This window comes from Paenibacillus rhizophilus (assembly GCF_003854965.1).
GTDB lineage: Bacteria > Bacillota > Bacilli > Paenibacillales > Paenibacillaceae > Paenibacillus_AQ > Paenibacillus_AQ rhizophilus.
The window spans coordinates 129,025-147,027 of sequence record NZ_RQPI01000012.1; the positions used below are offsets into that span (position 1 = coordinate 129,025).

Here is an 18,003-nt window from a genome sequence, read left to right on the forward strand (position 1 = left end):
AAAGACGGCAGGGGGCGTTTTCCGGATGATTACCCGCTCGGTGGCCCATAGGGTCCGCCGAAGCCTAAAGGAGAAACCCCATGATCATACAATGTCAAAATGTTCAAAAATACCACGGTGCTCAAGAAGTGCTGAGCGATATCACGCTGGCCGTCCGCCAAGGCGAAAAGGTCGGCCTTATCGGTCGCAACGGCTGCGGCAAGACGACCCTGTTCCGCCTCCTGAGCGGCGAAGAAGCGCCCGACAGGGGACAAATCTCCATCCGCAGAGGCAGCACCGTCGGGCTGCTGGCCCAAATCCAGGAGGGCGGCGGAGATACGGTATACGCCGTCCTCCAGCGCAGCTTCGCCGAGCCGCTGGCGTGGCAGCGGCGGCTGCGGGAGCTTGAGCAGGAAATGGCCGGCTTGAACGCAAGCGGCGAGGAGCGCTGGAACGGGCTGCTGCGCGAATACGGCTCGCTCCAGGAGAAGTTCGAAGCTGCGGGAGGCTATGAAATCGAGGCCGAAATCCATCGCGTCGCATCCGGCCTTGGCATCGGAAGCGAGCAGTTCGGGCGGCCTTTCGCCTCCCTCTCCGGCGGTGAGAAGACCAAAGTGGGCCTGGCCGCGCTGCTGCTGCGGCGTCCGGACGTGCTGCTGCTCGATGAGCCGACCAACCATCTGGATATGGCCGCCATCGAGTGGCTCGAGCAGTTCCTGCGGGACTACGCCGGAACCGTGGTCGTCATCTCCCATGACCGCTATTTTCTCGATGCGGTTATCACGAAGGTGATCGAGATCGAGGACGGCGAGGCCATCACCTATCATACGAATTACACCGGCTTCCAGAAGGAGAAGGAAGCCCGGCTGCTCCAGCAGTTCGCCGATTACCAGGAGCAGCAGAAAAAAATCAAAAAAATGCAGGAAAGCATCAAACGGCTGATCGAATGGGGCAACAACGCCAATCCGCCCAACCCTTCCTTTCACCGCCGCGCGGCTTCGATGCAGAAAGCGCTGGACCGGATGGTCAAGATCAAGCGCCCCGTGCTGGAGCGCAAAAGCATGGATTTGCAGCTCGAGCAGCAGGACCGTTCGGGCAGCCGGGCGCTGATCCTTGACGGCGTGAGCAAATCCTACGGGAATCGCATCCTGTTTACGGGAGCCGAGGACGTTCTTCGCTATGGCGAGACCGCCGCGATGATCGGCGGCAACGGTGCGGGCAAAAGTACGCTGCTGCGAATCATACTGGGCCTGGAGCAGCCCGACGCTGGAAGCTGCACGCTCGGCGCACGGGCATCCGTCGGCTATCTGGCGCAGGAAGCCGTCCCTGAAGACGCCGGGCTGTCGGTCCTGAAATACTTCCGCGAGGAGGCAGGAATGGAGGAGGGCGAAGCCCGCGGGCAGCTTGCTAGATTCCTGTTCTATGGGAGCGATGTGTTTAAGAGCGTCGGAGGGCTGTCCGGAGGAGAATGGACGCGGCTGCGCTTCGCCGTCCTCATGCACCGCCGGCCCAATCTGCTCATTCTCGACGAGCCGACCAATCACCTGGACATCGACTCTAGAGAAGCGCTGGAGGAAGCGCTGGAGGAATTCCCGGGAACCGTCCTTGCGGTTTCCCATGACCGTTATTTCATCAACCGCTGCTTCGGCAAATTATGGACGATTGAAGATGGAAAGTTCTCCGTATTTTCAGGCAGCTATGAGTATTTCAAAGAAAAGCGGGCGGAGAAGGAAGCATGGATTACCCGTTCTTCCGAAGCCGGCGGACAGGAATCGCTAGCCGCGCCGGGGAAAGCCTCTTTCCCCGCGCCCCTTGGGGACGTAAAATCTCCGGAACGGCCGCGTCCGGAACGTTTGCGTTCCGTACAATCAAGGGAAATCCGCAGCGCCGCTTATTGGGAGCAGGAAATTGCGGAAGCCGAGAAGCGGCTTCGGGAGATCGACGCGGCGATGCTTGACCCGCAGCTTGCAAGCGACGCCGCCCGGCTGTCCGTCCTTCACGCCGAAAGGGAAACGGTGCAGCAAGGGCTTGACGGTATGTATGAGGAATGGCTTGGAAGTTCCCATCAATAACTGATAATCGGGCGAGATGCAGAAAAGCCGCTTCTTCTTGGCGAAGAGGCGGCCTTATTTCATTCTTTTGTCCTATGATCTATATATAAGCGGTCCCTGAATTATCTAGTAAAGCTCATAAACCAGCCGATTAACGAAATCCATAACGGGATGCTGATCAGAATCCCCCACAAAAGTCCTGCCGAGAAGTGGCCTTCGGTGTGAACTTTGACACTTTCCTGCTTCAGCGGCAATCTCAAATTCTCATGTTTTTCCATGCGATCCCCTCCTACCTAATCTTATCGTCACAAAAGAGGAAAAAATTTAGACCGCCGGACCTAAAATTTTTTTGTCTCGGGTAAATTCATTATAGCCAAAAAGACTCAGCGGGCATACTTCTAATGTAAGCACTTTCATAAACATATTTTAAACGATTTTGGCAATTTTTTAAACAAAAAAATTCATTTTCAATTATGTATTTTTTGTATACGATCCTAATCCAAGATAATCGCCTTATCCGGGTGCCGCAAAAATTCAAACATCGTACGAATCTGTTTCTCCGTATTCCGCCCCACCGACAGGTCCGGAAGTTCTTCCTCCTTGAAAAAACCGACTTCGCTCGTCTCGAGCCCCCCTGCCGCCTCTCCGCCGACAATCTCGCATAAAATAAACAGCTTGTAGATATGATAAGGGTCCGGCGGATGACCGTGGAATTTCTTGTCCAGCACGCCGAGCAAGCGCACCGCTCTTGCCGTGAACCCCGATTCTTCGCGGATCTCCTTGACGGCAACTTCGCTCGGCGAATAACCGATGTCGGCCCACCCTCCGGGCAGCGACCATTTACCGTCGATTTTTTCGCGGACCATCAGAATCCGGTCTTCCCGGAATACGACGCCCCGAATATCGACCTTCGGCGTACTGTAGCCCTTGTCGCCCGCGAAGGACATTCTGATTGTCTCCCTGCTTTCGAAAGTGTAGTTGGCCATAATATCCACGCTCAGCTCCCGAAGCATCTCATACCGCTCAATGTCGTATACATCCTTCGCATACTCCAGCCCCGTCTGGGCGATCGCTTGAATCTCCTTGGCCCAAGTCAGCCATTTTTCCTCCATGTTATCCCTGCTCCTTTCCGGTCTCCGTCTAATCCGTTCCTGCACTCTTTAGTTGTACCTAGTCTATCATGGCTGCAGCGCGTGAAACAACTTGGCTGCAAATGTATGATTTTGCGTCGGCAAGCGCGATTTTGATTGTGCGGGGTTTATTCCAGTATAATAATGTCTATGGAGCGGCGAATTCGTTTCGGCGCATCCGTCACAAGCCGCAGGCTTGCGACCCCGTAAATCCAGGAGGTACATAATCATGACTTACGCAGCCTATTTTGAATCCCGCCGGGACGAACACTTGAACGAGCTGAACGAATGGCTTAAGATCCCCAGCATTTCCGCATTGTCAGAGCATAAGAAGGATGTATTGGCAGCGGCTCAGTGGCTCGCGGATACGCTGAAGAAAGCGGGACTCGAACATATCGAAATTCACCCGACCGACGGTCATCCCGTTGTCTACGCGGACTATCTGCATGCACCGGGCAAGCCGACTCTGCTTGTCTACGGACACTATGACGTCCAGCCGGTTGATCCGCTGAATCTTTGGACGACTCCGCCGTTCGAGCCGAATATCAGAGACGGCAAGCTGTACGCCCGCGGAGCAACCGACGATAAAGGCCAGGTCTTCATGCATATCAAGGCGCTGGAAGCGGTATTGAAGCAGGAGGGCACTCTGCCGGTTAACATTAAGCTGTGCATTGAAGGCGAGGAGGAGATCGGCAGCGTTCATCTTACTTCTTTCCTGGAAGCTCATAAAGACATGCTGGCGGCGGACGCCGTGCTTGTCTCCGACACCTCGCTTCTGGAACGAGGAAGACCGGCCATTTGCACCGGACTCCGGGGCCTTTGCTCGATGGAAGTCGGCGTTACGACCGCTGCCACGGATTTGCACTCGGGCTCTTACGGCGGCGCCGTTCCCAATGCGCTGCACGCTCTCGTCTCCCTGCTGGCGTCGCTGCATGACGATAAAGGCCGCGTCGCCGTGGACGGCTTCTATAAAGGCGTTCCTGACCTGTCTCCGCTGATGCGCGAAGAATTCGCCAAGCAGGGCCTCGACGAAGAGAAGATCCGGGAGGGACTCGGACTGTCCGCACTCTACGGCGAAGAAGGCTATACATTTGTCGAACGCGTCGGAGCCCGGCCAACGCTTGAGCTTAACGGCGTTTACGGCGGCTTCCAGGGCGAAGGCACGAAGACGGTTATCCCGAAAGAGGCCCATGCCAAAATCACCTGCCGTCTGGTCGGGGACCAGAATCCCCAGCATATTCTCGACGCGATTGAAGCCCATCTGAAATCGCATATTCAGCCGGGGGCGAAGCTCCATGTACGACAGATTGAGAAGGCTTTCGCCTTCAACATCGATCCGTCGAACGCCTTCCTTCAACTGGCAGCGGACGCTTACGGCAAAGTCTACGGCACACGCGCCCTGTTCACCAAGGACGGCGGCTCCATCCCGATCATGGAAAGCTTCTCCCGCATCCTGAAGTCGCCGGTCGTTCTGATGGGCTTCGGACTGGACGACGAGAATCTGCACGCGCCCGACGAGCACTTCAATCTGGAGAACTTCGACAAGGGCCTGCTGACGATCGTGGAATTTTTGAAATCAGCCGGAACGGTTGGTTCGGCTGCAAATTGAAACAGACTCATATGGCAAAAGGCTCTTCGCTGGAGATAGCGAAGAGCCTTTTTAACCCGGAAAAAACTAAAAAACCCTTGCTCTGCAAGGGTTTGAACATTTCAATATTGGAGCGGGTGATGGGAATCGAACCCACGCTATCAGCTTGGAAGGCTGAAGTTCTACCATTGAACTACACCCGCGTTTTTCATGAACATATAACATTTTAACACTTATACTCGAATAAGGCAATTCTTAATCAGGAAGGCAATCCGAAAATGGTAGGTTTCAGGAAGATATTTTCAAACTCCTGCGCCTTGATCGGTTTGCTGAAGAAGTAACCCTGGGCCTCATGGCAGCGCTGCTGGCGCAAGAATTGCAGCTGATCTTCGTTCTCCACTCCCTCGGCCGTCACCTTCAGCTTCAAATGATGCGCCATAGAAGTGATTGTGGAGACAATGGCGGCATTGTTACTGTCCTCCATAACCTCCGCGACGAAGGAACGGTCGATTTTAAGCCGGTCGATCGGCATATTCTTCAAATAATGCAGCGAGCTGTATCCTGTTCCGAAATCGTCAATGCTGATAAATACGCCGAGGTCCTTAAGCCGCTTTAGTTGTTCGAAGGCTTTTTCTTTGTCAAGCGTCATGCTTTCCGTAATTTCAAGGTCCACATAACACGGATCGAGACCGATCCGCTTTAAAAATTCTGCGATCTTGCCTGCCAGGTTCGGCTGGAGAAATTGCCGCATAGACAAATTGACCGAGACGCAAATCGGACGGTATCCCGCGTTCTGCCATTCCTTGTTCTGCCGGCATGCGGTTGTAAGCACCCACTCCCCGATCGGAACGATCAGACCGCTCTCCTCGGCAATGGGAATGAATTCGGCCGGAGACACGAGTCCGCGTTTCGGATGCTGCCAGCGCAGCAGCGCCTCCATCCCTACCAGCTCCTTGGTGGACAATTGAACCTGCGGCTGGTATACAAGGAAGAATTCGTCCCGCTCCAGCGCTCGCCGAAGATCGTTCTCCAGCTTTAACCTTTCCTTTGCCTTCATCTGCATTAGCGGCACGTACCGGCGGATGTCCACGCCCTGTTCCTTGGCATTATGAACGGCGGCATCCGCGTTCTGAAGGAGCTGCTCTGCCGTCTCTCCGTCACCGGGATACACGCTGATGCCGAGGCTAAGCGATATATGGTACTCGCCCGACTCCAGATCGATCGGCTTCTCGAACAGCTGTAGCAGCTCTCTGGAACGGAGAAGGCAGCTTTCCAGGCCGACTCTGTCCGTCATCAGATAAGCGAACACGTCTCCCCCCATACTGAATAATTCCTCGCCGTGCCGGCCTGCTTCTTTAATCCGCTGAGCCACCAGCTGCAGCAGATGGTCTCCGGCAAGATGACCGAGCGAATCATTTATATTCTTGAAATGATTGATATTGAGGACGGCAAGCGCTGAGAAACCGCGAATGGCGGAGGATCTATGGGACTCGATCACTTCTTCGACATATTGCAGAAGCCGGCGTCTGTTCGGCAGCCCGGTCAAATCGTCATGATACGCCAAATAATTGATCTGCTCTTCGATCTCCTGCTTTTCATAAAACGGCTCCTCAATCGTCAGTCTGTATACGCCGGTAAGCAGCAAATAATAGGCGACCCCGCTGCTTACCGCACCGAACAGCAAATCGATATTCCTGTCGTAGCCCACGTTAATATAGAACGCCTGCCCCAGAGCCAAAAATACGAGCGACCTGATAATAATCAGCAGAGAGGACGACTTCTCCGCGCGTTTCGGATACACGATGACGGCGATGGCCAGCAGATAAATCAGCAGCACAAGGAAATTCAGCAGTTTCCTGGCGGAATCCGCTTTTTCGGGACTAATAACCCCGGGGAGGAAATAGCAACCGGCCGAGAATATAACCACTGACAGTGCAACCAATAGAATCGATTTCCGCAGGACGCTGTTTTTGCCCGAGACAAGCACCGGGGAGTCTTCCTTCCCAAAAATCGAAAGAATGCCGATACTGCTCGCCAGCCGCGAGAAAGACAGTAGCCAAAGCGATCTGTCCTCACTTATAATGCTCTTGATAAACGGAACTCCCACAAAACCGAACGTATGCAAAAGGTCAAATACGCAAACTCCCAGAAAAAGCGCGGACGAGTAAAGCCTCCCTCTTGATAATTGATTGGAGAAAAGCAGCCAACCTTGGGCAAAAATGGCAAACCCAAAGGCACTGGTGCACCAACTGGCAATGAGATACAGAGTAGATAGCGTATTTCGCTCAACAGTGCCTTCAAGCGTGATGTGCAAGGTTTGGACCAGCAGAAAAAGCGCCGCGCCGCAGACTGCTGCAAGTACCGTTTTTTTCTCTTCTCTATTCATAGGTCCCTCGCGTCTAATTATTCTCTTTCAATCATAAAACTTTTTATCCTCCATATAAATATCGGCTGGATAGGGTTGTAAAGTTACAGTGTTATATCGACATTATTTAAGGAAAATATCTTACAATTCCAAAGAAATCAGCAAAATAGTACGTATTTACGAAAATGTGGAGAAGAATATGTCTATTTTCCTCAAGTAACTAGATTTATTTATGCACAAGAAAAAGCATCCGTTTATGGATGATCTTGTTTCCGGATCTTCTACACAATCAACTTTTGTGATTTAAATCATTGAAAAGCGGTGGAAAAAATGCTAAATTACTAAAAACAAATGAGATTGATTATCAGTCTCCACCGGAGGGATTAAAATGATTGCATCAGCTTGTTGTCACTTACTGCAACTGCAACCGGGTTCCGCCGGCGCCATTCAAGAGATTCAAGATATGAACCCTATCCTGCGCCGCCGCTTGGCCGATTTGGGAGTTTCGGAAGGTTGCACCGTCTGTCTTAAAGGAAAAGGACCTTTCCTTGGACCTGTCATGTTGGAATGTAATGGGCAATTGCTGGCCATCCGCCGGAAAGAGGCTTCGAAAATCGTGGTGAACGTGTCATGAGTTCGATCGCACTTCTTGGAAACCCCAATACCGGAAAGACGTCCCTTTTTAATACACTGACTTCTTCTTATGAATATGTAGGGAACTGGGCAGGCGTTACAGTTGAGAAAAAAGTCGGCGACCTGAAAAACGGCGCAGGCACACTGATCGACCTTCCCGGCATTTACTCCCTTCACCCGCTTTCACGCGACGAAGGCGTAGCCACCCAATACCTTCTTGAAGAATCTCCGGAAGCCCTAGTCAACATCGTAGACGCTTCTCAGCTTGAACGGAATCTTCTGCTGACCGTCCAACTGCTGGAGTACGGCAGGCCGACCGTCATCGGTTTGAACATGATCGACGTCGCTAAAGCAAGAGGCATCAAGGTTCATCCGGATGTTTTGCAAACCAGGCTTGGTATTAACGTGCTGCCGCTGGTTGCAAGAACGGGCAAAGGCACCTCCCAGGTGCTGAGCATGCTGGAGAATTCCGCAAATATCCCGGCTGTAACCTTCAAGCTTGATTATGGAATTATTGTCGAACAAGCTGTTTCCTCCATTGAACAGGAACTTAGTCACATTGCCGATCTTCCCGATCATCGCTGGGTCGCCCTGCAGTTTTTAGAGCAAAATCCGGTTATTATGCAATTCCTCAAGGATCGAACCGATATAAATCAATTGCTGGCTATCCGTGAAAATTGTCAAAACGAGCTTCAGAACAAAAAATTGGCACTTACCCTTCCGCAATGGATCCGCTCTATCCGAACCGATTACATCCGCTCGATTTGCAAAGACGCTCTGGACACATCGGGCATTAAACCCCATAACTTGACGGAACGGCTTGACTCCATACTTACGAACCGCTTTCTCGGGCTGCCCCTATTCCTTGCGTTCATGTATGTGCTGTTCAAAACGACTTTTGAATGGGTTGGCGCTCCGCTTTCGGACTTGCTCGATGGTCTGATTTCCGGCCCGATCAGCAGCGGCACAACTTCTTTCCTGGATACCGTCGGGGCTTCCGAGTTCATTCACGCGTTAATCGTTGACGGCATTATCGGCGGCGTTGGCGGAGTTATCGTCTTTGTCCCGCAAATATTCATTCTGTTCCTTATTATTTCCTTCGTGGAGGATTCCGGGTACATGGCTCGTGTCAGCCTGGTTATGGACAGCATTATGGAACGGATGGGACTGAACGGCAAAGCTTTTATTCCGTTCATCATCGGCTTCGGCTGCAACGTGCCTGCCATTATGGCCGCGCGAAGCATCGAACAGCCCAAGGACCGGATGCTGACCACCCTGCTGCTTCCGCTTATGTCCTGCTCGGCGAGACTGCCGGTATACCTGTTGTTCGCCGCCGTCTTCTTCCCGCAAAACCAGGCAGCCGTCATCATGACGATGTATGCTTTGGGCATAGTGTTTGCGCTGCTGCTGTGCAAGATTTTCTCGAAATATTTGTTCAAGAACGAGTCCTCGGTATTCGTCATTGAGCTTCCACCGTACCGGATGCCGCAGCTTAAATCGCTGTCCCGAAACACATGGGAGAAGGGCAAAGGCTTCCTGCGCAAAGCGGGTTCGATCATCCTCGCCGGCTCTGTGATTATCTGGGTTATGTCTTATGCCGGACCTACCGGATTCAACGTGGACATGAATAACAGCTTTCTCGCCAAATTCGGCGGTCTTGTGGCTCCGCTGCTTCAGCCGCTCGGTTTCGGCAACTGGCAGGCGGGTTCGACGCTCGTTCCGGGCTTCCTGGCCAAAGAGGTTGTCGTTTCGACCATGAACATTATTTACCACGCACCGGAAACCGCCGGACTGCAAGCGCAGATTGCCCAAACGTTCACGCCGCTCAGCTCGGTTAGCTTTATGGCCTTTATCCTGCTGTATACACCTTGTCTGGCTACGGTGGGCGTAATCAAGAAAGAAACGGCTTCTTGGAAGTGGACCCTCTTCTCCATCGGCTATGCCGTTGCTCTTGCCTACGTTGTGAGTCTAGTTATCTATCAAGGCGGACGGCTCCTTGGATGGGCCTAACCCGAAGCGTAAAGACCTAAATAGAGGAAAGCGAGGAAACTCTCATGATTAGCCTATTGATCAACATCTTGATCGCTGCCGCTATCTTTGGATATTCCGGATGGATTCTTTACCGCCATGTGCAAAAAGGGAAAAAAGGAGCCTGCGCCGGGTGCGACAAAGGCAAGAGCTGCTCGGCCGCTTCCCTGAACTCTCCTCTCTCCTGCTGCGGCACCGGGGATAACAATGTTCCGCCTTCAGCAATGCAGCACAGCAGCCAAGCCGGAATGTAAGTGTTTGAATTCCCGGATGGGCGGGTATGTTTGTTATAAGCAACCGCATCCAGACTATTCCGGGGAGGTAATCCTAATGAATACGAAGAAGACATTGTTTACCACATTGGCGTTAGGCGCTGCTTATCTGCTCAAGAACAAGGACGCGCGCGACAAGCTCATGAGCGGCTTCCAATCTTTCAGCAATCAAGTCAAAGCTAAAAGATCTACCGGCAACCCACTATGACCGATCGGACGTTCATCCCGCTAATTATTCATACGTAAACACAAACAGACCGGCCAAGGCTATCCACTTGGCCGGTCTGTTTGTGTTGGTGTCCCCTGAATCCCCATTTCAAATAGCCGCAATCACTCGCTTGCAAGGCTCCCGCCTACAAATTAGGGGCCTGAAGGAGTTCACTCTTTCCTGCTATGCGGTAAAACCCGTGATTAGTGGAAGCGATATCACAAAGCTGGTCCCTTCATTAACCCGGCTTGTGACAGAAATCCGTCCCCCGTGGTTCTTGACGATCCGGTCGCTTACCGAAAGCCCAAGCCCCGTTCCGTTCTCCTTGGTGGTGAAGAACTGGTTGAACAGGCGGTTCATGGTGCATGCATCCATACCCTTGCCGTTGTCGGAGATTAATATCCGTACCTCACTGCCCTCTTTGCGCGCACCCAACTCAATTCTCCCTGTGGAACCGTCTAAACGGTCGGATACGGCCTCAAGGGCGTTTCGTATCATATTGATCAGAACCTGTTTCATCTGCTTCACATCGACGGAAACATACAAGTCGTTGGCCAAGGATTGAAGATCAATCTGGCAGCCCTTCATCAAGACTTCACTTTCTGTCAGCAGTATAACTTCCTTCAATAAGGCGGAAATGGAAGCGATTCTGGTTTGCGGAGAGGAAGGCTTGGACGAGGACAGAAATTCATGAATAATATCATTTGCCCGGTCAATCTCGGCTAATATAATTTTGGCGTATTCCTCTTTCCCCAACCCCTGGAGATGCGGGCGAAGCAGCTGGATAAATCCGCGGATAGCGGTCAACGGATTGCGGATTTCATGGGCGATTGAGGCTGATAATTTGCCAAGCATGGCCAGATTGTCATTTTGGTAGGCGGTCTGTTCTATTCTTTTATAATCGGAAACTTCCTTGATAGTAAATAGGTAACTGCCGTTCATATCCACTCCGTAAGATGCGTTCACTTCCCAATACCGGCCGTATTCATCCATTAATTCACACATCGATTTTCCTTTGCATACCGTCTCCCGATAGACTTTCAGCAGTTGTCTCTTTTTGGTGCGGGCCAAAGAAAGATGCGTTAATAATTCGACGATTGAGCATCCTGATAGTTCATAGCGCTGGAGTTCAAGCATTCCGTATGCTCTTGCATTAAGGAAGGTAAGGAAACCCTCTTCATCAAACAGCATGACGCCACTGTCCATATGCTCCAGAACATTCTCATATGTACTGTCCAGAAGCCCGGCTTGGAAAGGCCGCTCCGGCAGAAGCCGGCTTTCCTGAATTTCGTGTAACACGATGTGAAGTTCCCCCTTCAACTGAAATTGACGAAGCAGGACTACAAAATTAACGGGCAGTTCTGCGACATCAAATTACGCTATCATTTCAGTATATGCAATGAAGCCGCAAGAACATTCGGCAATCGCTATAATATTCAGTTATCCAAGCGTTTAACTATATTCCAATCATATCCAAGAAGAGTAACCAAAGCAACCGGAGATACTGTCGAATGGCAAAAAAAACATAAAATGATACTTTAGTGCCGCTCTTGAACAGGCCAAAGGAAACATCCCTTACTTTTTCTCCAAAAAAATAACCCCCGCAATCGCAGAGGCCTTTCTTATGAAGTCAATATATACTGCATGCCTCTACGCTTTTTGTTGAAGACGGTGACGTCGCTGGCTCATAACGGCGAGCCTCTTCTTCAGCTCTCTCTCCCACTTGACGTCTTCAATCTGCTTGGCTACGGCCAGCAAGTCAAGCGCCATATCGATTTGGTTGCGAATAATGGCCAAAGCATCTTCACTTTCCATATTGACGACATTTTCAAAAATGGACTCTTCGTCCTCCATCACATAATCCTGGAAATCCACGTCGGTAACGCCGTCGCCGTGCGCATATTCCGCCAAGATTTCATACTCATTCTCGACCTTGTAATGAACTTCAACCCGGTGACATACCGGGCAAAAGAGCAGGGGAACATTATGGACTTGCGTGCGATAATGCTTCAGTGTCCCCTTGGTACCTACCATACTCGCTCCACAGCAAAAACTCATGATTGTTCACCCTCCTCAGGTCATTCCAATGATTTCGTATTATTGTATTATACACGCTTGCCGGCGATTCCTGCTGATTTAAGGTTTATATTAACCTTTACGCCCATTTTCAAACATATTGAGGCAAAAGACGGCCGTTTTGTTGCAAAAAACCCCCTTGACCGGATAAACATCCGGAAGGAGGCTTTAATCAGCATTTCAAAGGACAAAAAGTGGAAGCCTTACAGCTTACAGGTTCTTATCGCCCGGTTTCCAGTTCATAGGGCACAATCCGCCCGATTGCAGCGCCTGCAGCACGCGCAAGGTCTCTTCCACGCTGCGGCCCACATCATTGTGGTTGACGACTTGGTATTTCAGTTCCCCTTCCGGATCGATGATGAAGAGACCGCGAAGAGCGATGCCTTCTTCTTCGATCAGCACGCCGTAATCGCTGGCAACCTTCTTCGTAATGTCGGAAGCAAGCGGGAAATTCAGCTGACCAAGACCATTAGCGTCTTTCGAAGCATTGATCCAAGCTTTATGGCTGTGCACGGAATCGATGCTCACGCCAAGGATTTCGGTATCAAGCGCCGTGAATTGATCGGCCGCATCGCTGAGCGCCGTAATTTCAGTCGGGCACACGAAAGTGAAATCCAGCGGATAGAAGAAAAATACCAGCCATTTGCCGCGATAGTCGGACAAACTGACTTTGCCAAATTCTTTGCCATCCCCGGATACGGTTTCCATTGTGAAATCCGGAGCCAATTTACCTACCAAACGTTCTGCCATTGGGAAAATCCTCCTTTGATTATGTAAGAAAAACAAGCGGCCATCCCTCTGAAATCAGGTGAAGAGGCAGTGTCTTTCTTGGTTATGATTGGATTTGGTTACGTTTTTGCTGCTACAAACCAAATGGTATCACCGCACAAAATCAAAGTCAAGATTACAGTGATTATTTTTTTATAATTATTATAAATAAGCAAAATTGTGTGACGTTTTCTTATTTCCGGATAGCTGCAACGATCAGGTCGCCCATTTCGCTCGTGCTGATCGCCTTGCTCTTGTCCACGGCGATATCGCTGGTACGGTGCCCGGCATCAAGCACCTGCGCCACAGCGGCTTCGATTGCGGCTGCCGCGTCTTCGTAGCCGAAGGTCATGCGGAACATCAGTGCCAGCGAGAGAATCGTAGCAATCGGATTGGCCAGGCCTTGTCCTGCGATATCCGGCGCAGAGCCATGGACCGGCTCGTAAAGGCCGTAGCTTCCTTCACCGAGCGAAGCGGAGGCAAGCATGCCGATGGAACCTGTCAGCATAGCGGCTTCGTCGCTCAAAATGTCGCCGAACATGTTCTCGGTCACGATGACGTCGAAGCTGGACGGGCGGCGAAGAAGCTGCATGGCGCAGTTATCGACCAGCACATGCTCCAGTTCCACGTTCGGATAATCGGCCGAAACCCGGATCACCACTTCACGCCAGAGACGGGAAGTTTCCAGCACGTTCGCTTTATCGACGGAAGCCAGCTTGCCCCGGCGCTTGGCGGCAATTTCAAACGCCTGGCGAGCGATGCGCTCCACTTCGGTCACATTGTATGCGCAGGTGTCGACCGCTTCTTCCCCTTGCTCGCTTTGACGGCGGAACTTCTCACCGAAATAAATACCTCCGGTCAATTCGCGAACGACGATCAGGTCTGTTCCTTCAAGCACTTCCGGTTTCAGCGTGGAGGCGTCCTTCAGACAGTCGAATACGACTGCGGGACGCAGATTCGAGAACAGGCCCAGCGCTTTGCGGATGCCCAGAAGCCCGGTTTCCGGACGCAGCTCTTTCGGGTTGGTGTCCCATTTGGGACCGCCTACGGCGCCCAGCAGCACGGCATCCGCGCTCTTGCAGATGTCAAGCGTTTCCGTAGGCAGTGGAGTACCCTTCTCGTCGATCGCGATGCCGCCGAACAGCGCATGCTCGGTCTCGAATTTGTAGCCGAATACCTCCTCGGTTACTTTTAATACTTTTTCCGCTTCCGCCACAACTTCGGGCCCGATACCGTCCCCTGCGATTACGGCGATTTTTTTAACTTCGCTCATTCTTCGTCACTCCTCAAGTTGATCCGCACCACGCGGACATAGTTCTTCTGTATATTGTTGTAACATAACGAGGTCAAAAGGACAAAGATATGGAATCTATCAATTAATAGGCACCGCCTATAAGCCGGAATAGAGTCAGACGGAAACACAATACTACGGCAGGTTCAGCGCCAGAATACATAGCCGGGTGCCCATAAAAATTGCAGGCACCCGCAGCGGCGGCAATGCCGAACGCGTCGAACGGCACCAGGATCAGCTGGAACAGTTCGCCAAGCTATGTCTGGAACTTGGCGAACCGCAGGACAATGTCGCCTTGGCCTGGCTGCTGGCCAATCCCGCCGTTGCCGCACCCATCATCGGCCCCCGCTCCCTCGAGCAGATCGAGAGTTCCCTGCGTTCCCTTGAAGTCGCACTGGACGATTCCGTTATGGCCCGGCTGGACGAGATCTTTCCCGGCCCCGGAGGGGCCGCTCCCAAGGCATACGCCTGGTAAGCAAAGAACAACAATAGCCGCAAGCTGCCGGGATTCCTCCGGCGGCTTGCGGCTTCTTCTTGTCTCAGGCTATTCCGCGATATCCGCGGTCACGCTGCCATTGGTCGTGGACAGCTTTACAGCATGATTCCCGCCTCCAAGCACCGCCGATCCGTGGTCGCCGCTTTTCTCCTGCCAGTTTACGCTTCCTTTCAGCGAACCGTTGCTCGTATCGGCCGCAATCGTCGCATCGGTCGCCTGAGGCAGCGTCAGCGAGATGCTGCCGTTGCTTGAAGCGCAATCCCAATTCCCCGTGATGGGGGATTTAATGACGATTTTACCGTTGCTGCTCTTGGCATACACTTGGCCGGCAATATTCTCAAGCGTTATGGAGCCGTTGGAGCTTGTGATATGGGCTCCTCCCTCCACGCTCTGCAGATTGAGCGAGCCGTTACTGGTGCTGGCCTTGACTCCTCCTTTAATGCCTCTCATTTCGATTCTGCCATTGGAGGTGTCGGCCTCGATTCCGCCTTCAAGGTCCGAAACATCCAGCGAACCGTCGCTTGTGTCGATCTTGACTGCGAGCGCCGCAGGAAGACTCACATTGAGATAGGGACTGTTGCCGGAAAAACCGAAGTAAATACCCGAAAACAAGCTCTTTTCCGCAGTCATTTCAAGCACTACCGTGTCGCCATCCGTTCTTACCTTCCAATTCTCTTTCATTGCCTGTTCACTTTCGCTCTGACTGCTGCCCGGAGACAGAAGTTTGCCTTCGTAAGTCAGAGCGCTTCCTTCAATACCGTTGATCTTAACCCTGCCGTTTGGAATTGAAATAATGACCTTCTTAATATTCGTGCCGGTTTGCACCGTTCCGTTAACGGAGCTTAGATGCGCTTTACCCAGCAAGCTGTCCAGCGAGCCTCCCGGAAGCGCCGATTGTCCTCCGCTCACGAGTCCCAGCAGCACAATCAGGACGATTGCTAAGCCGCTGGTCCGGGTCTTGGTCTCCGATCTATACAGAAGACGCATCAGCATTTCCAGCCCCAGCAGGATGAGCAGCGCCGGCCATAAATACCCGATGGCCTCGTACGTAAGCTTACCGTATTGAATCAGCGCAATGATGACGCCGAGCGCAATACAGCCGAGCGCCGCCGTCAAACTTCCGATCTTCCATCTTCCCATGACCCTAATTCTCCGTTTCTATGCTTTAGTATTCTTTTTTAGCATATGCAGCCCGTAACCGATCAGGCCCAGCGAAACCAAAATCGTGCCGATATTTAATTCTGAGAGCAACAGCCACAAGTCCGGGAACATCGTGATGATCAGCAGAATAATCCCCGCTGCGACACAGGCTCCTCCAAGCAGCACCGGATTCACGTCATCCTTCGGATAATCGGGCATTGGGGGCATGGAAAGGGGCGGCCAGGGCGCGCCGAAGCCTTCCGGCTCATACATCAACCGCTCGTGTTCCGCGGCCGCAAGCTTATTCCATGTCGCTTTTTGAAGCGCGTCGAACAGCTGATAGAACCACAGAGCCGCCAGCGCGAACGGGAATACCTGCGGGATGGAAGGGATGCAAATGATGCAGGCAAACGCGCCGATCATAAACTGCATTCCCTGTTTTTTGAAGCCCAGATACAAATGTCCAAGACCCGGAACCATGGCCAGCATAAAGGTGAGCCAGCGTTTCTTTTTTATCATGTGATGTCCTCCTGATTATGTGTTTTTGCCGACATTCCGCTTGCAAAATATGGATCTATCTTTCTATCCGCTTAGCGCGTTCTTTGGGCGCCGAACAGCTCGGTGACCGAGCTCGACATATGGCCGTTGATTTCCGTTAGCCCGTAGCCCAGCTGTTCAAATACGCCGAACTCCAGCAGCACAAAGGTTAGACAGGCGGCAAGGCCATAGTGAATCCATGAGGTTCGGAGCGCAAACCGTCTTCTGGAAGTAACGGGTCCGGCGTCATTCTTTTGCCGCGCAGCCTCCAGCCGTTCGATTTCAGCCATCACCGGAGGGACAAGATCGGGTATCCCGGAAGACAGCCGCAGATCAACATCTCCGTCCAGCTCTTTCCACATTTCCTCCATCGCCCTTGCTTCCTCCAGCCACCGCGCGCAGCCGGGACATGCTCCGATATGCCGCGTCATTTCGCGCTCCGCTTCGGGAGACAGAAGACCTTCGATATAATGGGGAATCCATTCCATCACTGTTGAACATTTCATTCCCATCTCTCCCCTTTTCTTCGCATGATCTGTCTGGCGCGGTACAGCTGGGATTCGACCGTTTTTACCGATACGCCCTTCACTTCCGCAATTTGCTGATAGGTTTGCCTGTTAAAGTAGTACAGCTGCACAACCGACCGGTACGGTTCCGCCAGACTGTTCACACTTTCACCAAGCTCTTCGGAGGTCTCCTTGCGAAGCGCGGCATGCTCCGGCGTTTGGAGAGTCACATAGTCATTCTCCGTGTAATCCGCCGTGCTGCGGTGCTTCCACTCTCTGTCGTTGGCTCTTTTGAAGTCCAGACAGGTGCGGTAGGCGATCCGGTACAACCATGTAGAGAATGAGGATTGGCCCCGGAAGGAGGGAAGCGCCTTGTAGGCTTTGATGAATACCTCCTGGGCCATATCTTTGGCCGACTCGGGTTCTCCCGTTATTTTTACGCACACCCGGTATACCATGCCCTGATAGCGCGTCACCAGATGCGCAAAAGCTTGACGCTCGCCGTTCAGTACGGCCGATATCCATTCCGCCTCTTCCAGTTGTCTCCCCTCCCCCTCTATACTACATTTGACGTCAGGCTCTTTCTTTCCCCTGCAAAAATTATTGATTTAATCATAACCTGATTTTGGGCAAACGTTCAGTTGGGTTTTCATTCCAAAAACTGGGAGCAAATTAATGTAGTTGTCTGGTGAACTCTCCCCCACTTAGCTTACGCATGAAGTGGGGGCTTCTGTTGGCATCGATACAGGGTTGCACACGCTTGCGAGCTTCATGATTGAAGGCTCAACGCCTGTTGCACCCGAATGAGGGAAGCCAACGTCCAATACATTCGTTTTGCCAGTGAAGGGTCTTTGGCCTCCAAGGACAACCACATCTTTTCAGATATGGCTTTGTGTATACTGCGCAACACGTACCGTGCGCCGATGTTATACGAA

17 protein-coding genes, 1 tRNA gene and 1 pseudogene are annotated in these 18,003 nt (G+C 52.1%); 7 read left to right on the forward strand and 12 right to left on the reverse strand.

Annotated elements, in window-relative coordinates:
• Positions 1–80: 80 nt before the first annotated feature.
• Entirely contained in the window at positions 81–2,051 is a 1,971-nt protein-coding gene (abc-f, locus tag EH198_RS18385; protein ID WP_124696980.1) for a ribosomal protection-like ABC-F family protein, read from the forward strand.
• 101 nt (positions 2,052–2,152) lie between these two features.
• Here the strand turns inward: abc-f and EH198_RS24790 are convergent, their stop codons facing one another.
• Together EH198_RS24790 and EH198_RS18390 are read right to left on the reverse strand one after the other, a co-directional pair.
• Positions 2,153–2,308, reverse strand: coding sequence for a hypothetical protein (locus tag EH198_RS24790; protein ID WP_185702965.1), 156 nt, complete (start codon positions 2,306–2,308; stop codon positions 2,153–2,155).
• A gap of 216 nt (positions 2,309–2,524) precedes the next feature.
• Positions 2,525–3,142 (reverse strand): NUDIX hydrolase, encoded by a 618-nt coding sequence (locus tag EH198_RS18390; protein ID WP_124696981.1) that lies wholly within the window; start codon positions 3,140–3,142, stop codon positions 2,525–2,527.
• A 247-nt stretch (positions 3,143–3,389) separates the two neighbouring features.
• Here EH198_RS18390 and EH198_RS18395 point away from each other — a divergent pair, with 247 nt between their 5' ends.
• On the forward strand, positions 3,390–4,769 hold the full coding sequence (locus EH198_RS18395; protein ID WP_124696982.1) for a dipeptidase: 1,380 nt from the start codon (positions 3,390–3,392) through the stop codon (positions 4,767–4,769).
• A 108-nt stretch (positions 4,770–4,877) separates the two neighbouring features.
• Here EH198_RS18395 and EH198_RS18400 read toward each other — a convergent pair.
• Positions 4,878–4,951: transfer RNA gene (locus tag EH198_RS18400), tRNA-Gly, on the reverse strand.
• A gap of 56 nt (positions 4,952–5,007) precedes the next feature.
• A complete protein-coding gene (locus tag EH198_RS18405) occupies positions 5,008–7,134 on the reverse strand; it encodes a putative bifunctional diguanylate cyclase/phosphodiesterase (RefSeq protein ID WP_124696983.1) in 2,127 nt (708 codons plus the stop codon).
• Positions 7,135–7,501: 367 nt separating this feature from the next.
• Between EH198_RS18405 and EH198_RS18410 the strand changes: the two genes are divergently transcribed.
• The 4 genes from EH198_RS18410 (at position 7,502) to EH198_RS24795 (ending at position 10,254) form a co-directional block, all read left to right on the forward strand.
• Complete coding sequence (locus EH198_RS18410) at positions 7,502–7,747, forward strand: FeoA family protein (protein ID WP_124696984.1); 246 nt, start codon at positions 7,502–7,504, stop codon at positions 7,745–7,747.
• The gene (gene feoB / locus EH198_RS18415; RefSeq protein ID WP_124696985.1) at positions 7,744–9,756 is read left to right on the forward strand and encodes a ferrous iron transport protein B; all 2,013 of its coding nucleotides are present in this window, start codon (positions 7,744–7,746) and stop codon (positions 9,754–9,756) included. Before EH198_RS18410 ends, feoB begins: the two co-directional genes overlap by 4 nt.
• Positions 9,757–9,812: 56 nt before the next feature.
• The gene (locus EH198_RS18420) at positions 9,813–10,028 is read left to right on the forward strand and encodes a FeoB-associated Cys-rich membrane protein (protein ID WP_124697002.1); all 216 of its coding nucleotides are present in this window, start codon (positions 9,813–9,815) and stop codon (positions 10,026–10,028) included.
• A gap of 76 nt (positions 10,029–10,104) precedes the next feature.
• Entirely contained in the window at positions 10,105–10,254 is a 150-nt protein-coding gene (locus EH198_RS24795) for a hypothetical protein (protein WP_185702966.1), read from the forward strand.
• 183 nt (positions 10,255–10,437) lie between these two features.
• On the opposite strand, the gene EH198_RS18425 is transcribed toward EH198_RS24795, so the two are convergent.
• The 4 genes from EH198_RS18425 to leuB form a co-directional block, all read right to left on the reverse strand.
• Positions 10,438–11,553, reverse strand: a complete 1,116-nt coding sequence (locus tag EH198_RS18425; protein ID WP_124696986.1) for an ATP-binding protein — start codon at positions 11,551–11,553, stop codon at positions 10,438–10,440.
• 351 nt (positions 11,554–11,904) lie between these two features.
• Complete coding sequence (locus EH198_RS18430) at positions 11,905–12,312, reverse strand: hypothetical protein (protein WP_124696987.1); 408 nt, start codon at positions 12,310–12,312, stop codon at positions 11,905–11,907.
• Between the two features lie 228 nt (positions 12,313–12,540).
• Positions 12,541–13,080 carry a peroxiredoxin gene (locus EH198_RS18435; RefSeq protein WP_124696988.1) on the reverse strand — a complete coding sequence of 180 codons (540 nt, stop codon included), beginning with the start codon at positions 13,078–13,080 and terminating at the stop codon, positions 12,541–12,543.
• A gap of 211 nt (positions 13,081–13,291) precedes the next feature.
• Entirely contained in the window at positions 13,292–14,371 is a 1,080-nt protein-coding gene (leuB, locus tag EH198_RS18440; RefSeq protein WP_124696989.1) for a 3-isopropylmalate dehydrogenase, read from the reverse strand.
• Between the two features lie 196 nt (positions 14,372–14,567).
• On the opposite strand from leuB, the pseudogene EH198_RS18445 reads away from it, so the two are divergent.
• Positions 14,568–14,864: pseudogene (locus EH198_RS18445) on the forward strand (aldo/keto reductase); the annotation flags it as partial.
• 69 nt (positions 14,865–14,933) lie between these two features.
• Here EH198_RS18445 and EH198_RS18450 read toward each other — a convergent pair.
• The 4 genes from EH198_RS18450 to EH198_RS18465 all read right to left on the reverse strand — a co-directional run bounded on the left by EH198_RS18450 (position 14,934) and on the right by EH198_RS18465 (position 17,676).
• On the reverse strand, positions 14,934–16,025 hold the full coding sequence (locus EH198_RS18450) for a DUF4097 family beta strand repeat-containing protein (protein ID WP_124696990.1): 1,092 nt from the start codon (positions 16,023–16,025) through the stop codon (positions 14,934–14,936).
• A gap of 18 nt (positions 16,026–16,043) precedes the next feature.
• Positions 16,044–16,544 (reverse strand): hypothetical protein, encoded by a 501-nt coding sequence (locus EH198_RS18455; RefSeq protein WP_124696991.1) that lies wholly within the window; start codon positions 16,542–16,544, stop codon positions 16,044–16,046.
• 71 nt (positions 16,545–16,615) lie between these two features.
• On the reverse strand, positions 16,616–17,068 hold the full coding sequence (locus EH198_RS18460; protein ID WP_185702967.1) for a zf-HC2 domain-containing protein: 453 nt from the start codon (positions 17,066–17,068) through the stop codon (positions 16,616–16,618).
• Positions 17,065–17,676, reverse strand: a complete 612-nt coding sequence (locus EH198_RS18465) for an RNA polymerase sigma factor (protein ID WP_124696993.1) — start codon at positions 17,674–17,676, stop codon at positions 17,065–17,067. The genes EH198_RS18460 and EH198_RS18465 overlap by 4 nt, the downstream gene beginning before the upstream one ends.
• Positions 17,677–18,003: the final 327 nt, after the last annotated feature.